Source organism: Pseudomonas sp. BN606, from assembly GCF_029873115.1.
Classification (GTDB): Bacteria; Pseudomonadota; Gammaproteobacteria; order Pseudomonadales; family Pseudomonadaceae; genus Metapseudomonas.
Map to the genome: position 1 here is coordinate 78,518 of NZ_SSOF01000071.1, position 23,859 is coordinate 102,376.

Below are 23,859 nucleotides of genomic sequence, written 5' to 3' on the forward strand. Positions count from 1 at the left end.
GCCTCAGTGGGTCATGGCCCGGGCGCGCACGCCCGGCGGATTGTCCTTGAGCTGGCTGGCGCGCAGGTTGTGCGGGTCCAGCTGCTGGATGAGGATCAGTTGCTCGAGGGTCGGTGCGGCAGTGGTGGGAATCGCGTTCGGCACATGCAGCGGGAAGCTGGTGGCGGCCTGTACCTCTTCCACGCTGACACCGGGGTGCAGGGAGCGAATGCGCATCTGCCGACCGGGACCCTGGAAGTCGAGCACGCAGAGGTCGGTGACGATCATGCGGATATCGATCTCGTCCAGCGACCAGCCACGGGCGAGGCGCTCGGGGTTGTAGCCAACGGAGGCCACCACATCCACTTCGCCATCGACGAACACACGTTTGTTGTGGCTGGGCACCATGAACGAGTTCGCGTGGCTGATGGAATTGCCGGGGAAGCCACGTACGCCGAGCATCTGCGATTTGGGCTTGGCGTGTTCGCCGATGCAGGAAATGTTGGCCTGGCCGAAGCGGTCGATCTGCACCGGTCCCACCAGGGCATGGCGCTTGCCACTCCAGACATTGTCGAAGATGCGCGAAAAGCCCATCCAGCTGTCGAGTTTCGGCTGGTAGCCGCCGCGCGGCCCGACCGGCACCGGCTCGGCGACCATGAAGGCTTCGGAGTCGGTCATCATCAGTTCGGCATTGCAGTTGAGCATCGCCAGCGACGCGGCCAGGCGCTGCAGCACGCCGATTCCAGTGGCGAGCACTTCACCGTCACCGGCGAACGCTTCGGAGGCGGCGCAGATCATCAGTTCAGCGAGGCTGTAGGGTTGTTTGGTGGCAGTCATCTCAGCGTCCTCAGAAAACCGGGAGCGGCAGTTGGCGGATGGCGTCCAGGCCACCTACACGCGCGAGGTACTCCGCTTCCCCGCAGTTCACGTAACGCTCCATGTAGGCCTGCCAGCCTTCTGGCTCGGCGGCCGAGGCGTTGTAGGCCCTGAAGTGAGCGGTGTCGAAGCCGTAGAGCGGCGCACAGGACGACGGGTGGGCGCCGCCTGGCAGATGAACGACGGCACTGGTGCGGTTGCGTTCCCAGAACACCTGGCGGGCGCGGGCCGGGTCCTCATGGAACCAGGCGCTGTCGACCAGCTCGTCACAACTGACAAAAGCCTTCTGTGCGGCACGCACGAAGAGGTCGTCCATATAGTGGTCGGGACCAGCGATCTGGCAGACGCCGCGGACATCGGCGCGGTCGACGTGAACCAGCGCCGCATCGAGCTTCAGCGCGGGCATGGCAACCCAGTCGCGACTGTCGTCGTAGGGGGAACTGACCAGCTTCAGTTCCGGGTTGATGCTCAGCACGTCGGTGCCCAGGCCCACGGCAGTGGGAATGAACGGCACGTTCATGGCGGCGGCCCTGAGGCCGAGCAGTAGCATGCCTTCGTCGATCTCCATCACTTCCACGGCGCCTTCCTGGCGGGCCTTGCGGAAGTAGGGTTCGAGCGGGATGAAGTCCAGCGAGACGAAGGCGTAGACCAGCTTCTTCACCTTGCCGGCGGCACAGAGCATGCCGACGTCGGCGCCGCCATAGGCGACCACCGTGAGGTCCTTGAGGCCGGAGCGCAGAATCTCGCGGACCAGGGCCATGGGCTTGCGCCTCGGGCCCCAACCGCCGATGCCAATGGTCATGCCGTCGCGTAGCTGTCCGACCACGTCGGCAGCGGTCATGCGTTTGTCCATGGGGCGGCTCCTTATTGACGGCCGACGCTGAAGTCATGGCCCCAGTGGCTGACCACGGTGCTCTCGAAGGGGGTATGGCGCTCCCAGTCCATGACCTTGCCGCCACAGCCGTACTCCAGGTCGAAGCCGCCCGGGGTCTGCATGTAGAAGCTGGTCATGTCGTCGTTGGTATGGCGACCGAGGGTGGCGGAGAGCTTCACACCGCTGGCGTGCATGCGGTCCAGCGCGCGGCCGACGTCATCCAGTTCGTGCACTTCCACCATCAGGTGCACGCAGCCCGACGGGATCGGACACTCGAACAGCGCCAGGGAGTGGTGGCGGCCGTTGTTGCAATGGAGGAAGTGGATGCGCTTTTCCGGTTCGGCCGGATCGGGGGTGAAGCGCACCTTCATCAGGTCGGAAAGGCCGAAGCCCATGACGCGCTCGTAGAAATCCAGGCAGCGGTCGAAGGCCGGTGCCGGCAGTACGGCATGGCCCATGCCGAGGTCGCTGGTGACGAAGCCGGAAACACCGACCGGGGACATGAAGGGAGCGAAGTCCTGCAGCGGACCCCAGAACAGCTCGTGACGGTTGCCGTCCGGATCAGCGAATCGCGCCAGTTCCTGCACCTTGCGGCTGACGGCATCGGCCGCGCTACCGCGCTGGACTTCCACATCGGCCTGTTGCAGCTCGGCAATGGCCTGCTCGAAGGCAGCCTTGCCGGCGACCTCCCAACCGCAGGCGCCATATCCGTCATGGTCGGCGCGCTCAACCAGGATGCGGTAGGGACGTTCGTCCATTTTCAGGTAGAGCCGCTCGCCCGCTACGGCATCCACCATCATGCCGAGCACCCCGGTGGCGTAATCGCCCCAGCGCTTCAGGTCTGTCGAGGCTACGGTGACGTAACCCAGGCCACGGATATCCATGCGGTCCTCCTCATTGTCGTTATCGCCGCGTACTCGGGGCACGGGGCACTATGGGGAGGGATTAAATCCGCAGGTCAGGAGGTGGACATCGTCCAATGGGACTAGCGCGAAAGGCGCGTGGGACGGGGCTCTGGCGTTTGCGTCAAGGCTCATCGATTGGAACGCGAGCGCGTATTTCATGGCGGCATTGAATTGCAGCCGGCGATGCCGATCAAAAGTCGGACCAACATCCTCTTTCATTGAACTTGTTTTGTTTCTGAAGTGTTTCAATGAAACCCGACAGAAACAATTCAATTACAGCCGATTACATACATACAAACAGTCCGTTACATGCACTTAAAAAGAGCATTAACCACGGAATACTCCATGCCAATCAGCACCTTATAAAACTACCAATCATCTTTAAATTTGCCATTTGTCAGGCACCACAAAATAGTACTGGCGACGTTTTAGTTCTTCCTTAACATCCGGCATCGGGGGTTGTTCAAGTGTTTAAACGAGGAAGAAACATGAAATCCGCAATTTGCACCACTGCCTTCTCCAGCCTGTTGTTCTCTCTTGTCGCGCTGACTTCTTTCCAGGCCACAGCTGAAGGAGGCAGTGATCGCCTCATCCAGTACCGGGAATATCAAGTGCGCCAGCAGACGACCGAAGACGAAAGCGAGCGTTTCGCCCAGTTGGTCGAGGAAAAACCAACTGCGGCCGGTTCAGGCGCAGCCAGAGAAGCGGCTGAACCGGCCATGAAATCCTCAAATCGCTATCAATCTCGCATCCACCATCAACGCGTGGTGTACGAGTAATCGGCCTGCAACACCCTCCCTTCCTGGTGCGTCCCGTCCCGCGCCAGGAAGGGAACAGGGCGCTTGAACTCTCTTCCGAAGCCAATACTCAACTCTTCTCCATCGCTCGAAAAATCTGGTGGGAATTTCCCGCTGCCGGGATGGCTGTCGGCGCAGTAATTTAGCCGGCGGATCACCTTCGAGAGACGGCAATGGACTCACTCACCCAGGCGGTGCTCGGCGCTACCATCCAGGGCGCGCTGCTCGGACGCTGGCAGGGGCGCAAGGCGCTGCTCTATGGCGCCATGCTCGGCACCTTGCCGGACCTGGACGTGGTGATCCGCTACACGGACGCGGTGGCGGCGATGACCTACCACCGTGGCTTCAGCCACTCCATCTTCGTGCTCAGTGCCCTGGCGGCACTACTGACCTTGCTGGTACGACGATGGCGCCCCAATCCGGGGTATTCCACCCAACGCCTGTTCCTCACCCTCTGGCTGGTGCTGGTGACCCATCCCTTGCTGGACGCCTTCACCAGCTATGGCACCCAACTGCTCTGGCCGATGCAGACCCCACCCATCGCCTGGTCGAGCATCTTCATCATCGATCCGCTGTACACCCTGCCCCTTTTCGCAGCGGTGATCGGTGGACTGCTATTCGGACTGCGCGGGCGCACCCCTCGCCTGCCCGTGGCGGCGCTGGCACTGTCGAGCCTCTACCTGCTTTCAAGCCTGGGCGGCAAGTTCATGGCCGAACAGCGGGTTCATGAGGTGCTGGAACGGGAAGGCATCCGTCCGCAGGCCATCTTCAGCGCCCCGACGCCCTTCAACATACTGCTCTGGCGCGTCACCGTGCTGGACGGCGAGGACTATCACGAAGCGCTGGTCAGCTGGTTCGACCATGAGCCGCCCAGGCTCGAGCGCATCCCCCGCGGCACCGACCTGGCCCGGCGCCTTCGGGATTCGCCACAACACGTACGCCTGGCCTGGTTTACCCACGGCATCCTGCGCTACGACCAGATCGACCAGATGCTGGTGGTCACCGACCTCCGCCTGGGCATGACCGGTTTCCATCCTTTCCGCTTCATCCTCGCGGAGCAACGCGACGGCCGCTGGCAACCGGTGGCGCAAGCGCGGCGCTGGCCGACGAGCCGGGGCGACCTGGCGCGCCTGAAGCTGCTATGGCAGCGGATCTGGCATGAGGATCAGGTGATTCCCTTATCCAGTTGGGCGGGAATGCTGCAGCGCTAGGGAATTTACTGAGTCGCGCCTCTCTCATGACGCTCGCACAGCGGCCGATAAACTCTCCAGCGCCACTTGTTGCTGGACTACCCTTGCCAGCATCGGGCCAATCCAGCGGGTACAGGACATGAAAATAAGACAGAAAATGGTCGCCTCCGGGGCAATCAGCGTCGTGGCCGCCGCCCTCCTGGGTGGCATCGGCTACTGGGGACAAACCGAGCTGGCCGACGCTCTGGCCGAGAACCAGCTCAGCGTCAGCGCACTGCGCAATCATCTGGAGGGCGACATGATGCATGACGCCCTGCGCGCGGACGTTCTGGCCGCCCTGGTGGTGCAGCCGGGTGACCAGGCCGGCGCCGATCAGGTGCGCAATGACCTGCGCGAGCACAGTGAATGGTTCCGCCGCACGCTCGGCGACAATGCCAAGCTGCCGCTCACGGCGGACATCCGCACCGCAATCGCCGAATCCCAGCCTGCCCTGGAAAGCTACATCGGCGAAGCCGAGCGGATCGTCAATCTCGCCCTGCGCGATCCGCAGGCGGCCCGTGCCGAACTGCCCTCCTTCGAGCGCAGTTTCGGCGAGCTGGAAGAGAAGAACGAAGCCCTCAGCAGCAAGATCGAATCCCACGCGGCCCAGACCCGCGCCGACGGCGAAGCTGCCGTCAGCAGTGCTGCCGCCTGGCTCGTCGGCGGCATCCTGCTGGTGATCGGCCTGCTCTGCGTGGTCACCAGTCAATTGATGCGCGCCGTGCTACGGCCGCTGGAGAAGACCGTCGGCGTGGCGCGAGCCATCGCCCAGGGCAACCTGCTCACCCAGGTCAGCATCGACAGCGACGACGAGGCCGGCCAGTTGCAGCGGGCGCTGGCCGAGATGCAAGTCAACCTGCGCCAGATGATCACCACCATCCGTAGCGAAAGCGAAGAGCTGCGCGGCACCGCGCACCGTCTCAGCAAAACCTCGCAAAGCATCGTGGATGGCGCCAGCGAGCAATCCGACAGTGCCACCAGCATGGCCGCGGCCATGGAACAGATGATCACCAACATCGGCCAGATCGCCGAACACGCGCGCAATGCGCAGAATATTTCCGCCCAGTCGGAAGACCTCGCCGGCAGTGGCGGCAAGGTGATCCTCGGGGTGGTTGAAGGCATGAACCGCATTGCCGACGCGGTCAACCAGTCTTCCAGCACCATCACCGCGCTGGGCCAGTCGTCGGAGGAGATCCACTCCATCATCCAGGTGATCAAAGGCATCGCCGAACAGACCAACCTGCTGGCGCTGAACGCCGCCATCGAGGCCGCCCGCGCCGGGGAAGCCGGGCGGGGTTTCGCCGTGGTGGCGGACGAGGTACGCAACCTGGCGGCGCGCACCGCGCAGTCGACCCAGGAAATCACCGGGATGATCCAGCGCATCCGCGAGTCCACCCAGAACGCGGTGGACAGCATGCAGACAGGCGTGGAGCGGGTGCAGGATGGCGTCGGCCTGGCGCGCCAGGCGGGCGAGTCGATCAGCGAGATTCGCAGCGGCGCTCACCGTGCCGCAGAAGTGGTGGAGGAGATTTCCCACACCATCGGCGAGCAGTCCAAGGCCAGTAACGAAGTAGCCCAGCGCGTCGAACTGATCGCCCAGATGTCGCGCAACAACAGTCAGGCAATGCTGGACCTCGCCCAGGCCGCCGACCGCCTGGATGCCGTGGCCAGTTCGATGCAATCGTCGGTGGCGCGGTTTCAGATCTGAGGTCGACGCCCCATCTTCTGCCCCTCCGCGCTGAACTGGAACCACCCTCACCCCCGCCCTCTCCCGGAGGGCGAGGGGTGACTCGCGCCACATTTCTGAAGCAGACAGCGGCCTGAAACTGAGCACTCGAGGTGAGGCAGCGACTCCGCCCCTTCAGGTGGCCGAGCGGAATCGTTGTGCAGGGGGACGAGCGGCATGAATGCCGCGAGAGGCGTGCGGGGCCATGGATGGCCTAACTCTCCGTGCCCCCGGCGCAACGATGGAAGGGAGGGCACCCGACGAAGTCGGGCCGGATGGTGGGGCAAGCGTTTGGGGTTACTTTTGCCGCGATTGGCAAAAGTGACTCGCCCGTAAAGGCGAAACAGAAAGCCGAAGCCCGCTCGGCAATGAACTGGAAACCAATCTCCAAGCCGACTCACACCGTGAACAACCAAAAGAAAACCCCGGCACTTGGCCGGGGTTTTCTTGGCAGCAACGGATTATCAACCCGCCTCGTATCCAGCGACCTTGCTGGCCTGGGCCTTGCCGCCCAGCTTCAGGCGGTAGCAGCCCCACATCACCAGCAGCCAGACCGGGATGGCGTACACGGACACCTGGATGCCCGGGATCATCAGCATGATGCCGAGGATGAACAGCACGAAGGCCAGGCACAGGTAGTTGCCCATGGGGAACCAGAGCGCGCGGAAGCCGGTGCGGACACCGTCCCGGTCCATGCGCTGGCGGAACTTCAAGTGCGAGTAGCTGATCATCGCCCAGTTGATCACCAAGGCAGCCACCACCAGAGACATCAGCAGCTCCAGGGCATTGTGCGGTACCACGTAGTTGACGATGACGGCCAGGAACGTCACCCCGGCCGACACCAGCAGCGAGCGTACCGGTACACCACGCTTGTCGACCTTGGCGAGGGAACGCGGGGCGTCGCCCTGCTCGGCCAGGCCCAGCAGCATGCGGCCGTTGCAGTAGGTACCGCTGTTGTAGACCGACAACGCGGCGGTGAGCACCACGAAGTTCAGCAAGTGAGCAGCGGTATCGCTGCCGATAAGAGCGAATATCTTCACGAAGGGGCTGCCGCTGTAGGCGTCACCGGCGCTGTTGATGGATGCCAGCAGCGCATCCCAGGGGCTCAGCGAGAGCAGCACTACCAGGGCACCGACATAGAAGATCAGGATGCGGTAGATCACCTGGTTGATCGCCTTCGGGATCACCTGCTTGGGCTTGTCCGCCTCAGCTGCGGTGAAGCCAAGCATTTCCAGGCCACCGAAGGAGAACATGATGAAGGCCATGGCCATCACCAGGCCGCTGACGCCATTGGGGAAGAAGCCGCCATGGGCCCAGAGGTTGCTCACGGCCGCCTGCTCGCCGCCGCTTCCGCTGAACAACATCCAGCACCCCAGGACGATCATGCCGACGATGGCGACCACCTTGATCATGGCGAACCAGAATTCGGCTTCGCCGAACAGCTTCACGTTGGCCAGGTTGATGGCGTTCACCACCAGGAAGAACACCGCGGCGGTGGCCCAGGTGGGCACTTCCGGCCACCAGTAATGAATGTACTTGCCCACAGCGGTGAGCTCGCTCATGCCTACCAGGATGTAGAGCACCCAGCAGTTCCAGCCGGAAAGGAAGCCGGCGAATCCGCCCCAGTATTTGTGCGCGAAATGGCTGAATGAGCCGGCAACCGGCTCTTCGACGATCATCTCGCCGAGCTGGCGCATGATCAGGAAGGCGATGAATCCGCAGATGGCATAGCCAAGGATCATCGAAGGACCGGCGGACTTGAGCACCCCGGCGGAGCCGAGGAAAAGACCGGTGCCGATGGCGCCACCGAGGGCAATCAACTGGATGTGGCGATTCTTCAGGCCGCGTTTCAGCTCGCCTGAGTGTTGCATGTCACTCATTGCGTCACCTTTTGTTGTTGTCGTGACGGGATTTCACCCGCCGGACTTGTGGTCCGGCGGAGGTTTGCAAGGCAGGTGGGTAAACCTTTACTGCGCGTCTGGCTGTACCTCCGGAGCAGCATTCCTGAATGCTTCGAGGGCGTCGCAGCGCGCTGCGATATCGAGGATGCGCGGATAGGCCGACAGGTCACAGTCGAAGCGTCTGGCGTTGTAGACCTGAGGCACTAGGCAGGCCTCCAGGTAACCCGGCCGGCTACCCAGGGAGAGCTTGCCGCCGAGGGGCTCCAGGCCCTTTTCCACAGCCGCTAGGCCGAGGGCGACCCAGTGGCGGTACCAAGCGTCCTTGGCCTCGTCTGCCACGCCCAGTTCGGCCTTGAGGTACTGCAGCACGCGCAGGTTGTTCAGCGGATGCACGTCGCAGGCGATATGCATGGCGAGGGAACGCACCAGCGCACGTTGGGCCGGATCAGCCGGCAGTAACGCCGGTACGGGAAAGACTTCATCGAGGTATTCGAGGATTGCCAGGGACTGTGCAATGCGGATTTCGCCACCAGCATTACCCGAATCCACCAGCAGTGGCAGGAGGCCTTGGGGGTTGAGATCGCGATAGGCCGCCTGGTGCTGCTGGCCACCATCCTTGACCAGGTGCACGGGTTCCTGGCGATAGGCCAGGCCCTTGAGGTTGAGGGCGATACGCACGCGGTACGCAGCGCTGGAGCGCCAGTACCCGTAGAGGGTGAGTTCAGTATTCATGGCGTCGGGCCGATTTTTTGTTTGCGCCATCTCACTCTGGCAGCGCCTGGCGAACAAGGCGCGAGATTGCGCTTGGCGCGGCGCCGAACGGTCGATCCGGAAAGTTTTCCTTACGCCACCCCGGGTGTGTCGATACCGCCTGCCAGGCGCACCACTCGCGTAAGGATTTCTTGACGGGGCGTTCATCCAGGCTTCCAGGTGCGATCCCTCCTGGCCGACCAGCGGCGATAGGCAAGAAGTTCTGGCCTGTGCCATATGAAAGCAATGCGCCACCAATCCTCGCAGGGAAGCTGCCTGATGCCGCACCTGAACGACCTGTACGACAACCTGGTTAACCTTTGCTACGAGTGCGTCCTCGACGAGGGCGCGTGGCGCTCGCTGCTGGAGGGGCTGGCGAGCGCGACCGGCCACCAGATGGGTGCCCTGTTGTTCGTCGACCAGCGCGACCAGCGACCGCAGGTCACCGCCATCAATCTGTGCGACCCGGCCAGCGTCGAGGCGTACAACGCTTACTACCACCAATACGACCCGGCCAAGGCGGTGCTGGTACCGCGCCCGGTGGGCAGTTGGTATCACGACCTGGAAGACCTCGGCCCGCAGCGCATTCGCCGCGACCCGTACTATCAGGAGTTTCACATCCCCTTCGGCATGAACAACATCTCCTGCATCAAGCTGCACGAGCAGGATGGCTCGGGCATCTACCTGTCGCTCCTGACTGCGGTGGGAGCGGCTTTGCCGGAGATGCTGCAGCGCGACCTACTGCAACGCCTGAGCCCTCACCTGCTGCGTGCGGCACGGATGAGCAATCGACTCCAGGAGCTGAAGCTGGACGTGGCACGCCGCGACCTGCTGCTGGAGCGCCATCCAGCGCCCGTCTGGCTGCTGAATGGCGAGGGGCGGGTACTGTTCTGCAATCGCGAGGCGGAACGACGCATAGGCCAGGCGGCCTTCGCTCTGCAGGACCGCCACGGACGCTTGCATGGCAAGACCCTGGACGGGCGCCTGCAAGCGCTCATCCGCCAAGCTACCGGGTCCGACGGCAAGCGCCGCGCTGGTTGGCTGAACCTGGCCGGCGATCCACCCGCTCGCCTGTTGGTGACGCCGGTCCCCGAAGCGTCCGGACTGGCGCCCCGACACAGCAGTCCCCTGGCAATGCTGGCACTGCTGGAAAACCGGCCAGGAAGCCAGTGGCTCGCCGATCTGTTCCAGCTCAGCCCAGCTGAGCAGCGTCTGGCCGAACTGCTCCTCCAGGGACTGACACCGGAGGCGTGCGCCGAGAAACTCAACGTCTCGATCAACACCGTGCGCACGCAACTGCGCGCACTTTTCCGCAAGACCGAAACAGAACGCCAGGCGGAACTGGTCACCCTCCTCACTCGCTTGCAAGGGCTCTGAATAGTGCTGTCCAGTCGTGCCGAAAGCACGATTTCATCTATATGGATGATTGCAGGCAGATAGCCATCAACTAAGGTTCAACTCGAAGTGAATACCTGCCTTCATCCCGCGTGACGGGTCTAGGAATCCACGTCTGGCCAGAGGAGATGGCAAGTGGAAGAGATCAGTGATCCGGAAGAGTTGAACAAAGGCATAGAACAACAACGGCGACTTCACGACGAGCTGGAACAAATCAGGGCCGAACGTGAGCAGTTGCGCCTCGAGAAGCCGACGCCTCCCCGCGAGGCGGAGCCGCCACCGAGCAATATCCTGCCGTTTCCCTACCGTAAATTGCCGAGCCCAAGTCTGCGCTGCGGCAACGCCTTGCTGCAGGACTATCTCTATGGCGTGGAATCCGACGCTTTGCGCACCCTGCCGGAAGAGCGCACCCGCCAGTTGTTCGACTTCGCCACCGGCGCACCTGCGGCCCGTGCCCTGCGCTGCCGACGGCGCATGTTGGCCCGCGCCCTGGATGACACCTGCCTGCGCGCCGGCAAGGCGGCTCGCATGCTGTGCATCTCCGGCGGTCATTTCCGCGAGGCGGAACTAGCCCGTGAACTGCGCCATGGACGCTTCGGCGAAATGATGGTGTTCGATGACGATGCGGCGCGCCTGGAAACCGTGCGCAGGAGCTATGGCGCGCTGGGCGTACTCACGCGTCACGGCACTCTGGACCAGTTGCTGGCAGGCGAATGCGGATTCGAGGGCTACGACCTGGTGTACTCCGCCGGAGTCACCGAGTTGCTGGATGACCGCCGTAGCGAGCGCCTGGTGAATCGGCTGTTCCAGGCCTTGCGGCCGGGCGGACGCCTGTTGCTGGCCAACTTCCGTCCCGGGGTCAACGGCATTGGCTTCCTTGAGGGGCTGCTGGACTGGCGCCCGCAATACCGCCACGACGTGCAGATGCTCAGCCTGCTGGACGGCGTCGACTACAACCAGATCGCCTCGGCGCGCGTATTCCACGATATCGGTCAGCGCGTGGTGTTTCTGGAAGCAGTGAAGTACGGCTAAGAGGATGGGCGTTGCGGGTCGGGTGCACCGAGCGCACCAGCAATGTCAGGCCCCACGACTGTTCCGCTTGTGACGCCGAACCGGTGCGCATGGCGCACCCTACTGCTACCGATTGGCGTCGCCTTCTTCAGCCTGGGCGTGGGAGCGGATTCAGTCGCGATTGAAATCGCTCCCACCATTCAGCCCTGTTGCAGGTGCCCGTAAAGCTTGGCGTAGAGACCACCTTCAGCGATGAGCTGCTGGTGGTCGCCGTCCTCGGCGATGTGGCCGCCGTCGAACACGAGCACCCGGTCGGCCTGCTTAACCGCAGACAAGCGGTGGGCGATGATCAGGGTGGTGCGTCCGTTGAGGAAGGTGCCGAGGGCCTGGTGCAGGGCGTACTCGGTGGCGGCGTCCAAGGCTGAGGTGGCTTCGTCGAGGATCACCACCTTCGGCTGGGCCAGCACCATGCGGGCAATGGCCAGCCGCTGCCGCTGGCCGCCGGAAAGGCGCACGCCGGATCGACCCACCACGCTGTCCAGCCCCATGGGCAGGTTACGGATGGTTTCGGCCAACTGGGCGATTTCCAGGGCGCGCCAGCAGGCCTCGTCGCTGCGCTCGCGGCCCATGGTCAGGTTGGCGCGCACGCTGTCGTTGAACAGCGCCGGGTGTTGCAGGACCACCGCGACGTTGTCGCGCACTTCGGCCAGGCCGATCTCGTCCAGCCGGCTGCCGCCAAAGCGGATCTGCCCGGCCTGGGGCTGGTAGAGCCCCAGCAGCAATTGCACCAGGGTGCTCTTGCCGCCACCGCTGGCGCCCACGATGGCGACCTTCTCGCCAGGGGCAATGGACAGGTTGAGGCCATCCAGCACCGGTTCATCGCCATAGGCGAAGCGCAGCCCCTTCACTTCGATCCCCACGGTCTCGCGGCCCCGGAACGGATCGACGCTCGGGTTGTACTGGGGCTCGTCGGCACGGGCCAGCAGCTCGTTGATCCGGCCGAGCGCGGCGCCGGCTGCATAGTAGGAATACTGCAGGCCGAGCAACTGCTCCACCGGACCGATCATGAACCAGAGGTAGCTGAACACCGCCAGCATCTGGCCAATGGAAAGGTCGGAGAAGAGCACCGTGAGCATGGCCGCGGCGCGGAAGAAATCGATACCGAACTGGAACAGCAGGCCACTGGTGCGCCCCGCTGCGTCGCTCTTCCACTGGGACGCGACGGCATAGTCACGGACTTCCTGGGCGCGCTGGCCGAGGCGGCCGAAGAAGAAGCCCTGGCGGTTGCTGGTACGCACTTCCTGGATGGCTTCCAGGGTTTCGGTGAGCGCCTGGGTGAAGCGCGCGGTGCTGTCGTTTTCCAGCTTCTTGAGGTGCTTGACCTTCTTGCCCAGTTGCACCGTGGCGTAAATCACCAGCGGGTTGAACAACAGGATCAGCAGCGCCAGCTGCCAATGCATCCAGACCAGGATGGCTGCCGTGCCGGTGAGGGTCAGCACTGCCACGAGGAAACGGCTTAGCGTCTCGCCGACGAATTTGTCCAGGGTATCCAGGTCGGTCACCAGGTGAGCGGTGACGGTCCCACCACCGAGGCTCTCGTATTCGCCGAGGGATATACGTTTCAAGCGTTCGATCAGGCGGGTACGGATGCGATAGACGATGTCCTTGGCCAGTCGCGCGAACAGGCGTGCCTGCAACACGTTGAACACCAGGGCCATGCCACGCAGCAGCAGGGTCACGACCAACATCAGGCCGATGTAGCCGACGGCGCTTTCCCAGGGCTGGGGCAGGAAGTTGTCCATGAAGCGCAGGGCAGCATCGCCGCGCTGCAGCAGCACTTCATCGACCAGCAACGGCAGCAGCAATGGAATGGGCACGCTGCAGAGTGTGGCCAGCACGGCGACCAGATTGGCCAGCCAGAGGGCCCTCTTGTGGTGCAGGGCCAGACGACGGATTTCCGCCCAGCTCAGGCGATCAGGCATGGGCACCCCGCTCCAGCCAGCGGCCCAGCAAAGGCGCGAGTTCATCAAGTGGCTGGTAGCCGTTGGTCAGTAGCGCAAGCTGGCCGTCACGCTCGGCCAGCAGGGTAGGAAAGCCGGCGATACCGAGGTCCTGCACCCAGGTGAAATCGGCGACCGTCGCCTCATGGCTGGTGGCGGCATCGAAAGCGGCGGCGAACTCGATGCGCGGAATGCCGATCTGTTCGGCCAACTCCACCAGGACGGCGGCCTGGGTCACGTTGCGACCCTCCGCGTAGAAGGCGTGCTGGATTCGCTTCACCAGCGGCCAGGCCAGCTCCGGCGCCAGGGAACGGGCAACCACCAGGGCGCGGCAGGCCGGCTCGGTGTCGTAAATGAAGCCGTCGGGCATAGCGCCTTCGAAACGGAAGGGCTGCCCGGTGGCCTGGTTGACCGCCTGCCAATGTTCGAGGATGTAGCGCTTGGTCTGGGCATCCAGTGCAGCGCCCTGGCCGGTACGCAGGCCACCGGCCACCAGGTGCAGCTGAATTCCGGCTGCAGCAGCCTGCTCGGCGAGCGCCGTGACCACCGGGGCGAAGCCCCAGCACCAGGAACACATCGGGTCCATCACATAGAGCAGGCGGGCGTTAGGCAAGCTCAGTCCTCCAGGGCTTGACGCGGGTCTCGGCCGATCGGGTGAGGCAGATTGCGGGCCTTGGCCAGTTCGATCTGCTTCTGCCGCTCGATGGCACTGGCACGGGTCTTCTCACTCAGGCTATCCCAGCAGTGCGGGCAGCTGATGCCGGGGGCGTAATGCTCCGACCGGCGATCTTCCACGGAAATCGGGTTGCGACAGGCATGGCACTGGTCGAAATCCCCTTCCGAGAGATCGTGACGCACGGTGACACGGTTATCGAAGACGAAGCAGTCGCCACGCCACAGGGTTTCTTCCTGGGGCACTTCTTCGAGGTACTTGAGAATGCCGCCCTTGAGGTGGAAGACCTCTTCGAAGCCCTGGCCGAGCATGTAGCTGGAAGCCTTCTCGCAGCGGATGCCGCCGGTGCAGAACATTGCGACCTTCTTGTGCACCGCAGGGTCGAAGTTGGCCTTGATGTAGTCGGGAAACTCGCGGAACGACTTGGTCTCGGGGTCGATGGCGCCCTCGAAGGTGCCAATGGCCACCTCGTAGTCGTTGCGTGTATCGATCAGCAGCACTTCGGGGTTGCTGATCAGGGCGTTCCAGTCCTTGGGGTCGACGTAAGTGCCGACATTCTGGTTAGGGTCTACGCCGGGCACGCCAAGGGTGACGATTTCCTTCTTCAGCTTGACCTTGGTGCGATAGAAGGGCTGCTCATCGCAGTAGGACTCCTTGTGGTCCAGGTCCACCAGGCGCGGATCGATCCTGAGCCATGCAATAAGCGCGTCGATGGCTTCACGCGTGCCGGACACAGTGCCGTTGATGCCTTCCTCAGCCAGCAACAGGGTACCCTTGACGCCATTGTCGAGCATGGTCTTGAGCAGGGGTTCACGCAGCGCGACGTAGTCCTTCAGGGTGACGAACTTGTACAGCGCCGCAACAACGATCTGGGTCATGCGGTACTTCCTCCAGTGGTCGCCCGCGTAAAGGGCGGACCGGGTGACAGAAACGACAGCGCCGGCTGGGCCGGCGCTGTGCGAAGTCTATCAAAAAGCCGCGGGCCGGAGGCTGCGTGAAATGGTCTCAGGCGCCGAATGGAAGTTCGAAAACCTCGGCGAGGCCGCCGCGACCAGACGCAACACGGTATTGGCAACTCAGACAGTTTTACTCAGTGATCGTGCTTGCTGCCGCCACGGCAGGTCGGCGAATCCGGCGCGGCGCCCTGCGCGGCCCACTCCTCGGGGGTGTAGGTATGCAGGGCCAGGGCATGGACTTGCCCCATCAGGTCGCCGAGGCTGGCGTAGACCTTCTGGTGGCGCTTGACGGCATTCAGCCCGGCGAACACCGGGCTGACGATCACCGCCTTGTAATGGGTTTCCAGGCCACGACTGTGCATGTGGCTCTCGTCCAGCACGTCAAGGTGCTGCGGTTCGAGGGCCTGCAAGGCGTTCAGGATGCGGTCACGCATGGACATCGATCGACTCCGCTTACTGCTTCTTCTTGTCCTGGGGCGCCAGTTCGCTGGTCATGTCGCTCAGCAACTTGTTGACCTCGGGTACGGCGGCTTCCAGGCGGCCCTGGGTGAGCTGGGCGGATTGCTGGGTCAGAGACGGCATCTTTTCCAGCACTTTCTTGCCCAGGGGGGATTCATAGAAGGTGATCAGTTCCTTCAGTTCGCTCTCACTGAAGTTGCTGGTGTAGATCTTCACCAGTTCAGGCTTCAGCTTGTCCCAACCGACGGCCTTGTCCAGGGCAGCATTGGCCTTGGCCTGATAGCTCTCAAGGGTGGCCTTCTTGCTCGCGGGCGCCTGGGTCTGCTGGAAACGCTGTTCGAACATCTGCTGCACCTGGGCATAGACCGGAACGGTCAGCTTGTCGGCACGGGCGAGCTTGAGGAAGCGCTCGGCATCGGCGGCATGGCTGGCGGCATCGGCCAGGACCTGGCCACTGGCGCAAGCCAGCAGTACGGCGGTGCAGAGAACGCGAAGCTTGGTCATTGGGTTTCCTTGTCTGGGCTCGGATGACGGGGTGCTGCCCCGGGGCTGGTCATTCTGCGCTCAAGCGGAGATCGGGCTCAAGCAGCGGCTTTTTTCGACAACCGTGTGGCAAAAATGTGCAATACCGCACTCCACGAAGATGTTGTCAAAATGCCATCACTTGCTCATGCTTCCGCCCACTGGGCATGCTTTGGCGACTAGGAAATCTGCCGGCCCCATCGACGGAATTTCCGATGAGGTGCAATCAGTTTCAACAAGTTCCGTACGAAAAGTCACCAAGCGCAGACCGATTTCGTCGAGAAACTGAAGTGCCCAGGCTTCGCACACACATGGACGTGCCCGATGAACAGCCATATATCCACCCTGCCGCCGGGAATTCCCGCGCTCTGCGATGCCCGCGGCAAACTCGCGCCCGCTGCTGTCGGCTGGTCAAGTCGACCACGCTTGAACTGCGCGATCCCCGGTAACTTCGGTCGTCGCAAGCGCTGGAACCACTGGTGCATCACCACCCCGCGCTGGATGCTCTCGCTGACCCTCGCGGACCTGGATCTCCTGGGCTACGGCGCCGCGTACTTCCTCGATCTCGATACTGGCCAGGCGGTCGCCCATACCCAGTTGCGGCCATTCGCCCTCGGCTGCCGCCTTCCGAATACGCCGCTGGAAAGCCACAGCTTCGATCATCCCCATCTGCAGATCCGCGTCGACGAGCACCCCGGCCGCCTGAGCCTGCGAGTGGAAGCGCCAGACCTTGGAGGCCAGCCGCTGCACGTCGCCCTGGATGTCCTGCGTCCGGCTCATCTGGATTCTGTGAATCTGGTCGCCCCCCTCCCCGGCGGCTGCTTCCATGCCAGCAGCCGCCAACTCGGCCTGCCCGCCAGCGGCAGCGTGCAACTGGGAACACGGCATTACGACTGCATTACCGGCCATAGCTTCGCCGCGCTCGATTTCGGCCGTGGCGTCTGGCCCTTCCATAGCCAATGGACCCGCGCCGCTTTCGCCGCCCCAGGTGGTATCGCCGGTAATTTCGGTGCCGGCTGGACCGACTCGAGCGGCCTGACCGAGAACGCCCTTTGGTTCGGCGGCAGCCTGTCCAAGCTCGACCGTCCCGTGCAGATCGAACAGGCACCGAACAACCCCCTGGCGCCCTGGCGCCTGTCCACCGCCTGTCGCCGGGTAGAGCTGACATTCACGCCGCGACAGCTGCACCAGGCCCGTCCGCGCCTGGGGCTGTTCTATGCCAACACGCGGCAATGGTTCGGCCGCTTCGACGGCGTGCTGCGCAGCCCGGATGGTGAATGCGTGCCAGTGACCAACGCCCTCGGCTGGTTGGGGGCCACCCACGCGCGCTGGTAATTGCCCGAACGGTTGAACCGAGTGCGGGAGAGAGAGCCTAAACTGCGGAATCAATAGCCGGAGCCAACCCAAATGAGCCGCACAGAAACCGACAGCCTGGGGCCAGTCGAAGTCGCCGACGACGCCTATTGGGGCGCCCAGACCCAACGTTCGCTGGAGAATTTCGCCATTGGCGGCGAACGCATGCCCCTGGCGCTGGTGCACGCCCTGGCCCTGATCAAGAAAGCCGCCGCGCGGGTCAACGGCCGCGACGGCGACCTGCCGCCGGACGTCGCACGGCTGATCGAACAGGCTGCCGACGAAGTGCTGGCCGGCAAGCATGACGACCAGTTCCCCCTGGTGGTCTGGCAGACCGGCAGCGGAACCCAGAGCAACATGAACGTCAACGAGGTGATCGCCGGCCGCGCCAACGAACTGGCCACCGGACAGCGCGGCGGCAAGAGCCCGGTCCACCCCAATGACCACGTGAACTTCGCCCAGAGCTCCAACGATTGCTTCCCCACCGCGATGCATATCGCCATCGCCAAGGCGGTGCAGCAGGAGCTGCTGCCGGCCATCGCCGAACTCTCCGGTGGCCTGGCCGAGCAATCGGCGCGCCACGCGCACCTGGTGAAGACCGGCCGTACACACATGATGGATGCCACGCCGATCACCTTCGGCCAGGAACTCTCCGCCTTCGTCGCACAGCTCGACTACGCGGAGAAGGCCATTCGCGCCGCCCTGCCCGCGATCCTGCAACTGGCCCAGGGTGGTACCGCCGTCGGCACCGGCCTGAATGCCCCCCACGGTTTCGCCGATTCCATGGCCGCCGAGCTGGCGGCGCTGTCGGGGCTGCATTTCGTCTCGGCACCGAACAAGTTCGCCGCCCTCGCCGGCCATGAGCCGCTGGTGAACCTCTCCGGCGCCCTCAAGACCCTGGCCGTGGCCCTGATGAAAATCGCCAACGACCTGCGCCTGCTGGGCTCCGGTCCACGTGGAGGCCTGGCCGAAGTGCGCCTGCCGGCGAACGAACCGGGCAGCTCGATCATGCCCGGCAAGGTCAACCCCACCCAGTGCGAGGCGCTGTCGATGCTGGCCTGCCAGGTGATGGGCAATGACGTCACCGTCGGTTTCGCCGCCAGCCAGGGGCACCTGCAACTGAACGTGTTCAAGCCGGTGATCGTGCATAACCTGCTGCAGTCCATTCGCCTGCTCGGTGACGGTTGCCGAAACTTCCAGCAGCACTGTGTGGCCGGCATGGAGCCGGATGCAGCACGCATGGCCGACCACCTGGAACGCGGCCTGATGCTGGTCACCGCGCTCAACCCACACATTGGCTACGACAAGGCTGCGCAGATCGCCAAGAAGGCCTACACGGAAGGGACCACCTTGCGTGCAGCGGCTCTGGCGCTGGGCTACCTGACCGAAGAGCAGTTCGACGCCTGGGTGAGGCCGGAAGGCATGCTGGAGGCCGGTCAACATGGTTGAGACGGTCAAGCACGGCGCCACGCCGCTGGAAGGTGATGGCAAGCGCATCCTGATGATCCTCGGCACGCCCAAGGGCGGCAGCCTGTGCCATGCCTTGAGCGAAGCCTACGCACAGGGTGCACGCAGCGAGGGTCACGTGGTACGCCTGCTGAAGCTCGGCGAGATGCATTTCGACCCGGTGCTGCGCGAGGGTTATGACCAGAGCCAGAACCTGGAGCCCGACCTGCTCGAAGCGCAGCGGCAAATCCACTGGGCGGAACACCTGGTGTTCGTCTACCCGGTCTGGTGGGGCGGCCTTCCGGCGCTGCTCAAGGGCTTCTTCGACCGCGTATTCCTGCCCGGTTTCGCCTTCCGCTATCGCGGTCAGTCACAGGCCTGGGACAAGCTGCTGACCGGGCGAACTGCCGACCTGCTGGTGACCCTGGATACGCCGCCCTGGTACTTCCGCTGGATCTACGGCGCGCCGGCGCACAGGCAGATGGTGCGCACGATCCTCGGCTTCTGCGGCATCAGGACGCGCCGCCTGACCGAGTTCTCCCCGGTGCGCCCCTCCTCGGAGGAGCAGCGCCAGACCTGGTTGCGCAAGGCGGAAACGCTCGGCACCCGCTGCTAGGCTCCTGCTGCCTTTGGAAGTGGGAGCGAATTCATTCACGAATGAATCCGTTCCCAGCGTCCATTATTCCCCGCCCATCAATGCCGCCTGACGACGCGCGCGCCAGCTGCGCACCAGCGAAGGGGCCAATGCGGTGAGGGCCGAACCCAGCACGACGAACAACGCGCCGGCATAGGCGATCAGGTTGATCTCTTCCGGCTGCACATGATCCGGCCAGAGTGCCGCGCAGGCGGCGACGCTGGCGAAGGTCACCAGCGGGGTGATGGCCAGGGTGGCACTGACCCGCGAGGCTTCCCAGTGGGCCAGGGCTTCGGCGAAAGCACCGTATGCCACCAGTGTGTTCAAGCAGCAGGCCAGCAGCAGCCAGCCCTGCAGCGGGCTGAGGTTGAACAGTTCCATGGGGTGCGCCCAGGGCGTCAGCAAGGCGGCGCAGCCGAGGTAGATCACCATCATCACCTGCGCCGAGCTCCAGTGACTCAGCAATTGCTTCTGAGCCAGGCCATAGAAGGTCCAGACGAAGGCCGACAGCAGGATCACCAGTACGCCCAGGGTGTACTCGCTCATGGAGGTCAGCAGTTCTTCCAGTCGCTGATTGAAGAACAGACCGAATCCGAGCACCGTCACCACCAGGCCGAATGCCTGCCCAAGGCTGAAGCTCTCCTTGAAGACAAACAGGCTGCTCAGCAGGAACAGGATGGGCGCTACCTGGATCACCAGTTGCGTGGTGCCTGGGCTCAGCATGCGCAGGCCGATCAGGTAGCACACGTAGTTGCCGGTGAGTCCTCCCACCGCCAGCACCACCAACCAGCGTCCCCGCGCACCCAGCGGGCGAATGGCCGGCAGCCTGCGGTTGGCGCCCAGGTAGAGGAACAACAACGAGCCCGCGACGACCAGGCGGTACCAGGTGACAGTCACCGGGTCCATGCTCTGCAGGACTTCCTTCAGCCAGATGGGCAGGACGCCCCAGAGCACAGCCGTGACCAGGGCAAGGAACAGGCCGTAGACCCAACGGCCGGAGGAGATATGCATGGGGACCTCAGGAGGAGCCCGCTGGCGCCGGCAGCGGGCGAAATGGAAGAGGCCATTCTAGAAGGGTCCGGTTCAAGGGCACAGGAACAGTTTTGGTCCTGTCGGTGACACAACTGTACCTGTCGCACCGGCCCCAGTTCCGGCAGCCGCCTGTCGAGCCCCGGAGCAAGCGCGCCAGCGCTGATTAGACTCAAATAGCCAATGCATGACGGAGGTGGTCCGATGTTCGGTCGACGTGCGTGCGACGTGGCCTCAAACACTCACTATCGGAGTGAGCGGGTCAGCGCCGTGAACGGTCAGTACTTCTTTTCCACCCGAGAGGGAACGCTGGAGGGGCCCTATTTCACACGAGTGGATGCGGAGCGGGAAATCTCGCTGTACATCCGCCGCATCCAGCAATCCAACGCCCTCCTCGCGCTTCGGGGCCGATGAGTACCCCGCAATGAAAGAACCCGCGCCAGGCGCGGGTTTTTCTTGTTTGGTCGACTCCGTCTGGCTTCCTGCCGCTGTGGGAGCGATTTCAATCGCGAATGAATTCGCTCCCACAGGTTGCCCCGACAGCGAGCCCAGGCCTTAGCGGTAAGCCTCGAACAGCCCGGTGGCGCCCATGCCGCCGCCGACGCACATGGTGACGATGCCGAAGCGCTTGTCGCGACGCTGCAGTTCGCGCACCAGGTGGCCGACCTGGCGTGAACCGGTCATGCCGAATGGGTGGCCGATGGAGATGGAGCCGCCATTGACGTTGTACTTCTCGTTGTCGATCCCCAAGCGATCACGGGCATAGAGGCACTGGGAAGCGAAGGCTTCGTTCAGTTCCCACAGATCGATATCGTCGACAGTCAGGCCCTTGGCCTTGAGCAGCTTCGGCACCGAGAACACCGGCCCGATGCCCATTTCGTCAGGTTCGCAACCGGCAACGGTGAATCCGCGGAAGTATGCAATCGGTTTCAGGCCCAGCTCCAGCGCTTTGTCCAGGCTCATAAGCAGGGTCATGGAGGCACCGTCGGACAGCTGCGAGGAGTTGCCGGCGGTCACCGAACCGTCCTCGGCAAATACCGGTTTCAGGGACGACAGGCCTTCCAGGGTGGTGTCGGCGCGGTTGCAGTCGTCGCGATCCACCACGCCGTCCAGGATGTTCTTCTGGCCGGTGGCCTTGTCCTCGACAAAGTACTTCACGCTCATTGGCACGATTTCATCGTTGAACAGCCCCGCGGCCTGGGCGCGAGCAGTGCGCTGCTGGCTTTGCAGGGCATAGAGGTCCTGCGCTTCGCGGGTGACGTTGTAACGGCGCGCGACGATTTCGGCGGTCTGCCCCATGGGGTAGTAGATGCCGGGGTGTTCGAGCTTCAGGCGCGGGTTGACGAAGTTGTCCTGGTTGATGCTCTTGAGCGTCAGGGTGATGGACTCGACTCCGCCGGCCACCATCACGTCGCTGCAACCCGAAGCGATCTGGTTGGCAGCAATGGCGATGGCCTGCAGACCCGAGGAACAGTAGCGGTTGAGGGTCATACCGGCGACGCCGACGCCCAGTCCCGAAAGGACTGCCACGTTGCGGCCGATATTGTGGCCCTGGGCGCCTTCGTTGGAGCCAGCACCGACCACGCAATCGTCCACCAGCGCCGGGTCGATATCGTTGCGCGACAGCAGTGCGTTCACGCAATGGGCGGCCATGTCGTCCGGCCGGGTCATGTTGAACTTGCCGCGGAAGGACTTGGCCAGGCCAGTCCGCACGCTGTCGACGATCACCACTTCACGCATGACGCACCTCGTTCCAGTTGGGAGGGATAGTGGGGGCGAGAATAGTTCCGGCCCATATTCTGGCACCACGATCATTCACCTCGCGTATGCGCGCCCATCCTCTGCTCAGTCCTTCTTGAAGGCGGCCTCCAGCGCATCGTTGATGGTGCGCAGAACCTTTACCCGGGCGTAGCGCTTGTCGTTCGCCTCCACCAGGGTCCAGGGCGCGATCTCGGTACTGGTACGGTCGACCATGTCGTCGACGGCGTCGACGTAGTGGTCCCATTTGTCCCTATTGCGCCAATCCTCCTCGGTGATCTTGTAACGCTTGAAGGCCACCTCCTCACGCTCCTTGAAGCGCTGCATCTGGGTGTCCTTGTCGATGGACAGCCAGAACTTCACCAGCACGATGCCGTAGTTGTGCAGTTGTTCCTCGAAGTCGTTGATCTCGCTGTAGGCACGCATCCAGTCCGCCTGGGAGCAGAATCCCTCGACCCGTTCCACCAGTACGCGGCCATACCAGGAGCGGTCGAAGATGGTGAACTGGCCGCGACCCGGCACGTGCCGCCAGAAGCGCCAGAGGTAGGGCTGAGCTCGTTCTTCTTCGGTGGGTGCCGCAATCGGTACCGTACGGTACTGCCGTGGATCCAGCGCGCCGGTCACGCGGCGGATAGCGCCGCCCTTACCGGCCGCGTCGTTACCCTCGAATACCGCCATCAGCGCGTGGCCGCGCATCCGCTTGTCCCGCAGTAGACCGTTCAAGCGGGCCTGTTCGGTGGCCAACTGCTCCTTGTAGTCGTCCTTGTCCAGCTTGAGCGAGAGGTCGAGGCTGTCTAACAGGCTGCGTCTGTCCAGGCTGGACATGAGCGGCGCCGCGCGGGTGTTCGGCTTGCGCCCGGAATCCTGTTTGAGCGCAGCCTGCAGCCCTTCGAGAATGATGCGGCCGACACTGAGGCTGCGGTAATTCGGGTCGACCCCTTCGATCACGTACCACGGGGCATAGTCGCGGCTGGTGCGGCGCAGTACACGCTCGCCGAAGCGTACGAAGCGGTCGTAGACCTCGCTCTGTTTCCAGTCCAGGGGATTGATCTGCCAGCTGCGTTGGGGGTCCTTTTCCAGAGCCTTGAGGCGCTCCTTGAGTTGTTTCTTCGAGAGGTGAAACCAGAACTTGAGGATCAGCGCCCCCTCGTCGCAAAGCATGCGCTCGAAGTCTTCCGCGTCATTGATAGCCTGGTCCAGGCGGGCGTCCTTGATATCGCCCTCGACCCGGGCATGCAGCATCTGGCTGTACCAATTGCCAAAGAAGATGCCGATCCGTCCCTTGGGCGGCAGCTTGCGCCAGAAGCGCCATTGCGGCGGGCGGGAAAGCTCTTCGTCAGTCGGCCGCAGGAAGCTCTCGACGTTGATCAGGCGCGGGTCCATCCACTCATTGAGCAGCTTGACCGTCTCGCCCTTGCCGGCGCCTTCGATGCCATTGATCAGGATGAGCACCGGGAATCGCGCCTTCTCCTTCAGCTCGAACTGCGCCTCCAGCAAGGCCTCGCGCAACTCGAGCACGGCTTTTTCATAGGTATCCTTGTCAATGGAATGGCCGATCTCGGCGGATTCGAACATGCAGACCTCCT

The 23,859-nt window shown here is 63.4% G+C and carries 22 protein-coding genes; 9 read left to right on the top strand and 13 right to left on the bottom strand.

Annotation, left to right across the window (positions count from 1 at the left end; genetic code table 11):
• Window positions 1–3: 3 nt before the first annotated feature.
• Genes E8E75_RS13725 through E8E75_RS13735 form a run of 3 tightly spaced genes read right to left on the bottom strand, consistent with a single transcriptional unit; the run spans window position 4 to window position 2,613 of the window.
• Window positions 4–816, bottom strand: coding sequence for a ketoacid CoA transferase (locus tag E8E75_RS13725; RefSeq protein ID WP_153921282.1), 813 nt, complete (start codon window positions 814–816; stop codon window positions 4–6).
• A 10-nt stretch (window positions 817–826) separates the two neighbouring features.
• On the bottom strand, window positions 827–1,708 hold the full coding sequence (locus E8E75_RS13730) for a CoA-transferase (RefSeq protein WP_153921284.1): 882 nt from the start codon (window positions 1,706–1,708) through the stop codon (window positions 827–829).
• An 11-nt stretch (window positions 1,709–1,719) separates the two neighbouring features.
• Window positions 1,720–2,613, bottom strand: a complete 894-nt coding sequence (locus tag E8E75_RS13735) for a VOC family protein (protein WP_120652595.1) — start codon at window positions 2,611–2,613, stop codon at window positions 1,720–1,722.
• A gap of 509 nt (window positions 2,614–3,122) precedes the next feature.
• On the opposite strand from E8E75_RS13735, the gene E8E75_RS13740 reads away from it, so the two are divergent.
• The 3 genes from E8E75_RS13740 (at window position 3,123) to E8E75_RS13750 (ending at window position 6,368) form a co-directional block, all read left to right on the top strand.
• Window positions 3,123–3,413: a hypothetical protein gene (locus tag E8E75_RS13740; protein WP_153921286.1), complete on the top strand. Its 291-nt coding sequence runs from the start codon at window positions 3,123–3,125 to the stop codon at window positions 3,411–3,413.
• 191 nt (window positions 3,414–3,604) lie between these two features.
• The gene (locus E8E75_RS13745) at window positions 3,605–4,642 is read left to right on the top strand and encodes a metal-dependent hydrolase (RefSeq protein ID WP_280359178.1); all 1,038 of its coding nucleotides are present in this window, start codon (window positions 3,605–3,607) and stop codon (window positions 4,640–4,642) included.
• Between the two features lie 118 nt (window positions 4,643–4,760).
• Window positions 4,761–6,368, top strand: coding sequence for a methyl-accepting chemotaxis protein (locus tag E8E75_RS13750; protein ID WP_120652598.1), 1,608 nt, complete (start codon window positions 4,761–4,763; stop codon window positions 6,366–6,368).
• Window positions 6,369–6,850: 482 nt separating this feature from the next.
• Here E8E75_RS13750 and E8E75_RS13755 read toward each other — a convergent pair whose 3' ends face one another.
• Together E8E75_RS13755 and maiA are read right to left on the bottom strand one after the other, a co-directional pair.
• The gene (locus E8E75_RS13755) at window positions 6,851–8,266 is read right to left on the bottom strand and encodes an amino acid permease (protein ID WP_120652599.1); all 1,416 of its coding nucleotides are present in this window, start codon (window positions 8,264–8,266) and stop codon (window positions 6,851–6,853) included.
• 87 nt (window positions 8,267–8,353) lie between these two features.
• Window positions 8,354–9,019, bottom strand: a complete 666-nt coding sequence (gene maiA / locus E8E75_RS13760) for a maleylacetoacetate isomerase (RefSeq protein WP_120652600.1) — start codon at window positions 9,017–9,019, stop codon at window positions 8,354–8,356.
• Window positions 9,020–9,316: 297 nt separating this feature from the next.
• On the opposite strand from maiA, the gene E8E75_RS13765 reads away from it, so the two are divergent.
• Window positions 9,317–10,414, top strand: a complete 1,098-nt coding sequence (locus E8E75_RS13765; protein WP_153921292.1) for a helix-turn-helix transcriptional regulator — start codon at window positions 9,317–9,319, stop codon at window positions 10,412–10,414.
• Window positions 10,415–10,567: 153 nt separating this feature from the next.
• Entirely contained in the window at window positions 10,568–11,464 is an 897-nt protein-coding gene (locus E8E75_RS13770; RefSeq protein WP_280359183.1) for a class I SAM-dependent methyltransferase, read from the top strand.
• A 179-nt stretch (window positions 11,465–11,643) separates the two neighbouring features.
• Here the strand turns inward: E8E75_RS13770 and E8E75_RS13775 are convergent, their stop codons facing one another.
• From E8E75_RS13775 to E8E75_RS13795, 5 genes are all read right to left on the bottom strand, one after another.
• Entirely contained in the window at window positions 11,644–13,425 is a 1,782-nt protein-coding gene (locus tag E8E75_RS13775; RefSeq protein ID WP_120652603.1) for an ABC transporter ATP-binding protein, read from the bottom strand.
• The gene (locus tag E8E75_RS13780) at window positions 13,418–14,020 is read right to left on the bottom strand and encodes a DsbA family protein (RefSeq protein WP_162945897.1); all 603 of its coding nucleotides are present in this window, start codon (window positions 14,018–14,020) and stop codon (window positions 13,418–13,420) included. The genes E8E75_RS13775 and E8E75_RS13780 overlap by 8 nt, the downstream gene beginning before the upstream one ends.
• Window positions 14,021–14,058: 38 nt before the next feature.
• The gene (locus tag E8E75_RS13785; RefSeq protein ID WP_153921294.1) at window positions 14,059–14,994 is read right to left on the bottom strand and encodes a rhodanese-related sulfurtransferase; all 936 of its coding nucleotides are present in this window, start codon (window positions 14,992–14,994) and stop codon (window positions 14,059–14,061) included.
• A gap of 212 nt (window positions 14,995–15,206) precedes the next feature.
• Window positions 15,207–15,512 carry a BolA family protein gene (locus E8E75_RS13790; RefSeq protein ID WP_120652605.1) on the bottom strand — a complete coding sequence of 102 codons (306 nt, stop codon included), beginning with the start codon at window positions 15,510–15,512 and terminating at the stop codon, window positions 15,207–15,209.
• A gap of 13 nt (window positions 15,513–15,525) precedes the next feature.
• A complete protein-coding gene (locus E8E75_RS13795; RefSeq protein ID WP_120652606.1) occupies window positions 15,526–16,035 on the bottom strand; it encodes a DUF2059 domain-containing protein in 510 nt (169 codons plus the stop codon).
• Window positions 16,036–16,377: 342 nt separating this feature from the next.
• Between E8E75_RS13795 and E8E75_RS13800 the strand changes: the two genes are divergently transcribed.
• From E8E75_RS13800 to E8E75_RS13810, 3 genes are all read left to right on the top strand, one after another.
• Window positions 16,378–17,388, top strand: coding sequence for a DUF2804 domain-containing protein (locus E8E75_RS13800; RefSeq protein ID WP_120652607.1), 1,011 nt, complete (start codon window positions 16,378–16,380; stop codon window positions 17,386–17,388).
• A gap of 72 nt (window positions 17,389–17,460) precedes the next feature.
• Window positions 17,461–18,855 carry a class II fumarate hydratase gene (locus E8E75_RS13805; protein WP_120652608.1) on the top strand — a complete coding sequence of 465 codons (1,395 nt, stop codon included), beginning with the start codon at window positions 17,461–17,463 and terminating at the stop codon, window positions 18,853–18,855.
• Entirely contained in the window at window positions 18,848–19,468 is a 621-nt protein-coding gene (locus E8E75_RS13810; RefSeq protein ID WP_120652609.1) for an NAD(P)H-dependent oxidoreductase, read from the top strand. The genes E8E75_RS13805 and E8E75_RS13810 overlap by 8 nt, the downstream gene beginning before the upstream one ends.
• A 63-nt stretch (window positions 19,469–19,531) precedes the next feature.
• Here the strand turns inward: E8E75_RS13810 and E8E75_RS13815 are convergent, their stop codons facing one another.
• Window positions 19,532–20,497 carry a DMT family transporter gene (locus tag E8E75_RS13815; RefSeq protein WP_153921296.1) on the bottom strand — a complete coding sequence of 322 codons (966 nt, stop codon included), beginning with the start codon at window positions 20,495–20,497 and terminating at the stop codon, window positions 19,532–19,534.
• 222 nt (window positions 20,498–20,719) lie between these two features.
• Between E8E75_RS13815 and E8E75_RS13820 the strand changes: the two genes are divergently transcribed.
• On the top strand, window positions 20,720–20,929 hold the full coding sequence (locus E8E75_RS13820; RefSeq protein WP_256673232.1) for a DUF6316 family protein: 210 nt from the start codon (window positions 20,720–20,722) through the stop codon (window positions 20,927–20,929).
• A 141-nt stretch (window positions 20,930–21,070) separates the two neighbouring features.
• Here the strand turns inward: E8E75_RS13820 and E8E75_RS13825 are convergent, their stop codons facing one another.
• Both E8E75_RS13825 and pap read right to left on the bottom strand, forming a co-directional pair.
• A complete protein-coding gene (locus tag E8E75_RS13825; RefSeq protein WP_120652612.1) occupies window positions 21,071–22,255 on the bottom strand; it encodes a thiolase family protein in 1,185 nt (394 codons plus the stop codon).
• 105 nt (window positions 22,256–22,360) lie between these two features.
• Window positions 22,361–23,848, bottom strand: a complete 1,488-nt coding sequence (gene pap / locus E8E75_RS13830; protein WP_120652613.1) for a polyphosphate:AMP phosphotransferase — start codon at window positions 23,846–23,848, stop codon at window positions 22,361–22,363.
• Window positions 23,849–23,859 lie beyond the last annotated feature (11 nt).

Bases quoted from the DNA above. Each gene is read 5' to 3' on its own strand.
- E8E75_RS13725 (WP_153921282.1), bottom strand. From the start codon at position 816: ATGACTGCCACCAAACAACCCTACAGCCTCGCTGAACTGATGATCTGC.
- E8E75_RS13730 (WP_153921284.1), bottom strand. From the start codon at position 1,708: ATGGACAAACGCATGACCGCTGCCGACGTGGTCGGACAGCTACGCGAC.
- E8E75_RS13735 (WP_120652595.1), bottom strand. From the start codon at position 2,613: ATGGATATCCGTGGCCTGGGTTACGTCACCGTAGCCTCGACAGACCTG.
- E8E75_RS13740 (WP_153921286.1), top strand. From the start codon at position 3,123: ATGAAATCCGCAATTTGCACCACTGCCTTCTCCAGCCTGTTGTTCTCT.
- E8E75_RS13745 (WP_280359178.1), top strand. From the start codon at position 3,605: ATGGACTCACTCACCCAGGCGGTGCTCGGCGCTACCATCCAGGGCGCG.
- E8E75_RS13750 (WP_120652598.1), top strand. From the start codon at position 4,761: ATGAAAATAAGACAGAAAATGGTCGCCTCCGGGGCAATCAGCGTCGTG.
- E8E75_RS13755 (WP_120652599.1), bottom strand. From the start codon at position 8,266: ATGAGTGACATGCAACACTCAGGCGAGCTGAAACGCGGCCTGAAGAAT.
- maiA (WP_120652600.1), bottom strand. From the start codon at position 9,019: ATGAATACTGAACTCACCCTCTACGGGTACTGGCGCTCCAGCGCTGCG.
- E8E75_RS13765 (WP_153921292.1), top strand. From the start codon at position 9,317: ATGCCGCACCTGAACGACCTGTACGACAACCTGGTTAACCTTTGCTAC.
- E8E75_RS13775 (WP_120652603.1), bottom strand. From the start codon at position 13,425: ATGCCTGATCGCCTGAGCTGGGCGGAAATCCGTCGTCTGGCCCTGCAC.
- E8E75_RS13780 (WP_162945897.1), bottom strand. From the start codon at position 14,020: ATGTGTTCCTGGTGCTGGGGCTTCGCCCCGGTGGTCACGGCGCTCGCC.
- E8E75_RS13785 (WP_153921294.1), bottom strand. From the start codon at position 14,994: ATGACCCAGATCGTTGTTGCGGCGCTGTACAAGTTCGTCACCCTGAAG.
- E8E75_RS13790 (WP_120652605.1), bottom strand. From the start codon at position 15,512: ATGTCCATGCGTGACCGCATCCTGAACGCCTTGCAGGCCCTCGAACCG.
- E8E75_RS13795 (WP_120652606.1), bottom strand. From the start codon at position 16,035: ATGACCAAGCTTCGCGTTCTCTGCACCGCCGTACTGCTGGCTTGCGCC.
- E8E75_RS13800 (WP_120652607.1), top strand. From the start codon at position 16,378: ATGAACAGCCATATATCCACCCTGCCGCCGGGAATTCCCGCGCTCTGC.
- E8E75_RS13805 (WP_120652608.1), top strand. From the start codon at position 17,461: ATGAGCCGCACAGAAACCGACAGCCTGGGGCCAGTCGAAGTCGCCGAC.
- E8E75_RS13810 (WP_120652609.1), top strand. From the start codon at position 18,848: ATGGTTGAGACGGTCAAGCACGGCGCCACGCCGCTGGAAGGTGATGGC.
- E8E75_RS13815 (WP_153921296.1), bottom strand. From the start codon at position 20,497: ATGCATATCTCCTCCGGCCGTTGGGTCTACGGCCTGTTCCTTGCCCTG.
- E8E75_RS13820 (WP_256673232.1), top strand. From the start codon at position 20,720: ATGTTCGGTCGACGTGCGTGCGACGTGGCCTCAAACACTCACTATCGG.
- E8E75_RS13825 (WP_120652612.1), bottom strand. From the start codon at position 22,255: ATGCGTGAAGTGGTGATCGTCGACAGCGTGCGGACTGGCCTGGCCAAG.
- pap (WP_120652613.1), bottom strand. From the start codon at position 23,848: ATGTTCGAATCCGCCGAGATCGGCCATTCCATTGACAAGGATACCTAT.